Consider the following 4,772-nt stretch of genomic DNA (forward strand, 5'->3'; position numbering starts at 1 on the left):
GCGTCACTACAGGATGGGCCCGCGGTGCATTAGCTAGTTGGTGGGGTAACGGCCTACCAAGGCAACGATGCATAGCCGACCTGAGAGGGTGATCGGCCACATTGGGACTGAGACACGGCCCAAACTCCTACGGGAGGCAGCAGTAGGGAATCTTCCACAATGGACGAAAGTCTGATGGAGCAACGCCGCGTGAGTGATGAAGGTTTTCGGATCGTAAAACTCTGTTGTAAGGGAAGAACAAGTACGTTAGGAAATGAACGTACCTTGACGGTACCTTATTAGAAAGCCACGGCTAACTACGTGCCAGCAGCCGCGGTAATACGTAGGTGGCAAGCGTTGTCCGGATTTATTGGGCGTAAAGCGCGCGCAGGCGGTTTCTTAAGTCTGATGTGAAAGCCCACGGCTTAACCGTGGAGGGTCATTGGAAACTGGGAGACTTGAGTGCAGAAGAGGAAAGTGGAATTCCAAGTGTAGCGGTGAAATGCGTAGAGATTTGGAGGAACACCAGTGGCGAAGGCGACTTTCTGGTCTGCAACTGACGCTGAGGCGCGAAAGCATGGGGAGCAAACAGGATTAGATACCCTGGTAGTCCATGCCGTAAACGATGAGTGCTAAGTGTTAGGGGGTTTCCGCCCCTTAGTGCTGCAGCTAACGCATTAAGCACTCCGCCTGGGGAGTACGACCGCAAGGTTGAAACTCAAAGGAATTGACGGGGGCCCGCACAAGCGGTGGAGCATGTGGTTTAATTCGAAGCAACGCGAAGAACCTTACCAATCTAGAGATAGAGTTTTCCCTTCGGGGACATTGGTGACAGGTGGTGCATGGTTGTCGTCAGCTCGTGTCGTGAGATGTTGGGTTAAGTCCCGCAACGAGCGCAACCCTTGATCTTAGTTGCCATCATTTAGTTGGGCACTCTAAGGTGACTGCCGGTGACAAACCGGAGGAAGGTGGGGATGACGTCAAATCATCATGCCCCTTATGACCTGGGCTACACACGTGCTACAATGGACGGTACAAAGAGTCGCTAACTCGCGAGAGTACGCTAATCTCATAAAACCGTTCTCAGTTCGGATTGTAGGCTGCAACTCGCCTACATGAAGCCGGAATCGCTAGTAATCGCGGATCAGCATGCCGCGGTGAATACGTTCCCGGGCCTTGTACACACCGCCCGTCACACCACGAGAGTTTGTAACACCCGAAGTCGGTGAGGTAACCTTTTGGGGCCAGCCGCCGAAGGTGGGATAGATGATTGGGGTGAAGTCGTAACAAGGTAGCCGTATCGGAAGGTGCGGCTGGATCACCTCCTTTCTAAGGAATATTTCGGAAATAAGTTCTTGGAACTTATAGGATTAACACTTGCTGTTCAGTTTTGAAGGCTCATAGCTTTCAAAACTTGCTCCTGCGATTACTCGTCGCAGAGTAAAACTTGTTCTTTGAAAACTGGATAAAACGACATTGAAGAAATTCTTAAGTAACACATTTTTTATTAAGTTTTAAATTTTTAGGCTTAATAACTTGAAATATTAAAGGTTTCGAGACACAAGCAGTACTAGGAAATGAGCGAGTGAAAACCGGAGTGCACTTTGGTGCATGAGGATTTGAACGAGTGAAATTGACGACGTAATGCGNTAGGAAGCGATTGAGTGAAGGAAGGAGCGTACTAATGTACGTGACTGACTGAGCGAATGAAGCTGACGACGTAATACGATGTGTATTGGAAGCTTAAGGTTAAGTTATTAAGGGCGCATGGCGAATGCCTTGGCACTAGAAGCCGATGAAGGACGGCACTAACACCGATATGCTTCGGGGAGCTGTAAGTAAGCTATGATCCGGAGATTTCCGAATGGGGAAACCCACTGTTCGTAATGGGACAGTATCTTGACGTGAATACATAGCGTCTTGATGGCAGACTCAGGGAACTGAAACATCTAAGTACCTGAAGGAAGAGAAAGAAATTTCGATTCCCTTAGTAGCGGCGAGCGAAATGGGAAGAGCCCAAACCAAGAGGCTTGCCTCTTGGGGTTGTAGGACACTCAATACGGAGTTACAAAGGAATGAGTTAGACGAAGCGGTTTGGAAAGACCCACCGAAGAAGGTAACAGTCCTGTAGTCAAAAGTTCATTCTCTCCTGAGTGGATCCTGAGTACGGCGGAACACGTGAAATTCCGTCGGAATCTGGGAGGACCATCTCCCAAGGCTAAATACTCTCTAGTGACCGATAGTGAACCAGTACCGTGAGGGAAAGGTGAAAAGCACCCCGGAAGGGGAGTGAAAGAGATCCTGAAACCATGTGCCTACAAGTAGTTAGAGCCCGTTAATGGGTGATAGCGTGCCTTTTGTAGAATGAACCGGCGAGTTACGATTACATGCAAGGTTAAGTTGAAAAGACGGAGCCGTAGCGAAAGCGAGTCTGAATAGGGCGAATGAGTATGTGGTTGTAGACCCGAAACCAGGTGATCTACCCATGTCCAGGGTGAAGGTAAGGTAACACTTACTGGAGGCCCGAACCCACGCACGTTGAAAAGTGCGGGGATGAGGTGTGGGTAGCGGAGAAATTCCAATCGAACTTGGAGATAGCTGGTTCTCTCCGAAATAGCTTTAGGGCTAGCCTCGTGATAGAGAATCTTGGAGGTAGAGCACTGTTTGAACTAGGGGTCCATCCCGGATTACCGAATTCAGACAAACTCCGAATGCCAATGATTTATGCACGGGAGTCAGACTGCGAGTGATAAGATCCGTAGTCAAAAGGGAAACAGCCCAGACCACCAGCTAAGGTCCCAAAGTAATTGTTAAGTGGAAAAGGATGTGACGTTGCTTAGACAACCAGGATGTTGGCTCAGAAGCAGCCACCATTTAAAGAGTGCGTAATAGCTCACTGGTCGAGTGACGCTGCGCCGAAAATGTATCGGGGCTAAACAATTCACCGAAGCTGTGGATAGACATCTACGATGTCTGTGGTAGGAGAGCGTTCTAAGTGCAGTGAAGTCAGACCGGAAGGACTGGTGGAGCGCTTAGAAGTGAGAATGCCGGTATGAGTAGCGAAAGATGGGTGAGAATCCCATCCACCGAATGACTAAGGTTTCCTGAGGAAGGCTCGTCCTCTCAGGGTTAGTCGGGACCTAAGCCGAGGCCGATAGGCGTAGGCGATGGATAACAGGTTGATATTCCTGTACCACCTCCCTACCATTTGAGTAATGGGGGGNTGGCGTGAAGTCAGACCGGAAGGACTGGTGGAGCGCTTAGAAGTGAGAATGCCGGTATGAGTAGCGAAAGATGGGTGAGAATCCCATCCACCGAATGACTAAGGTTTCCTGAGGAAGGCTCGTCCTCTCAGGGTTAGTCGGGACCTAAGCCGAGGCCGATAGGCGTAGGCGATGGATAACAGGTTGATATTCCTGTACCACCTCCCTACCATTTGAGTAATGGGGGGACACAGAAGGATAGGGTAAGCGCACTGTTGGTTATGTGCGTTCAAGCAGTAAGGCGTGAGAGTAGGCAAATCCGCTCTCTATAACGTTGAGCTGTGATGACGAGCTCTTATGAGCGAAGTTCCTGATTTCACACTGTCAAGAAAAGCCTCTAGCGAGGTAGGAGGTGCCCGTACCGCAAACCGACACAGGTAGTCGAGGAGAGAATCCTAAGGTGAGCGAGAGAACTCTCGTTAAGGAACTCGGCAAAATGACCCCGTAACTTCGGGAGAAGGGGTGCTCTAGTAGGGTGCAAGCCCGAGAGAGCCGCAGTGAATAGGCCCAGGCGACTGTTTAGCAAAAACACAGGTCTCTGCAAAACCGTAAGGTGACGTATAGGGGCTGACGCCTGCCCGGTGCTGGAAGGTTAAGGGGATTGCTTAGCGTAAGCGAAGGTGAGAACCGAAGCCCCAGTAAACGGCGGCCGTAACTATAACGGTCCTAAGGTAGCGAAATTCCTTGTCGGGTAAGTTCCGACCCGCACGAAAGGCGTAACGATCTGGGCACTGTCTCAACGAGAGACTCGGTGAAATTATAGTACCTGTGAAGATGCAGGTTACCCGCGACAGGACGGAAAGACCCCGTGGAGCTTTACTGTAGCCTGATATTGAATTTTGGTACAGCTTGTACAGGATAGGTAGGAGCCAGAGAAACCGGAGCGCCAGCTTCGGTGGAGGCGTCCTTGGGATACTACCCCAGCTGTATTGAAATTCTAACCCATACCCCTTAGCGGGGTAGGAGACAGTGTCAGGCGGACAGTTTGACTGGGGCGGTCGCCTCCTAAAGAGTAACGGAGGCGCCCAAAGGTTCCCTCAGAATGGTTGGAAATCATTCGCAGAGTGTAAAGGCACAAGGGAGCTTGACTGCGAGACCTACAAGTCGAGCAGGGTCGAAAGACGGGCTTAGTGATCCGGTGGTTCCGCATGGAAGGGCCATCGCTCAACGGATAAAAGCTACCCCGGGGATAACAGGCTTATCTCCCCCAAGAGTCCACATCGACGGGGAGGTTTGGCACCTCGATGTCGGCTCATCGCATCCTGGGGCTGTAGTCGGTCCCAAGGGTTGGGCTGTTCGCCCATTAAAGCGGTACGCGAGCTGGGTTCAGAACGTCGTGAGACAGTTCGGTCCCTATCCGTCGTGGGCGTAGGAAATTTGAGAGGAGCTGTCCTTAGTACGAGAGGACCGGGATGGACACACCGCTGGTGTACCAGTTGTCTTGCCAAAGGCATCGCTGGGTAGCTATGTGTGGACGGGATAAGTGCTGAAAGCATCTAAGCATGAAGCCCCCCTCAAGATGAGATTTCC

Annotated in this window: 2 rRNA genes; both read left to right on the top strand. The window is 50.9% G+C overall.

The annotated features are described in order from the left end of the window. Nucleotides 1–1,308 (top strand): 16S ribosomal RNA (locus tag CW357_RS17680); the annotation flags it as partial. Between the two features lie 418 nt (nucleotides 1,309–1,726). After that, nucleotides 1,727–4,772: ribosomal RNA gene (locus CW357_RS18490) — 23S ribosomal RNA — on the top strand; the annotation flags it as partial.

The sequence above is a fragment of the Rummeliibacillus sp. TYF005 genome (assembly GCF_003844195.1).
Taxonomy (GTDB): domain Bacteria; phylum Bacillota; class Bacilli; order Bacillales_A; family Planococcaceae; genus Rummeliibacillus.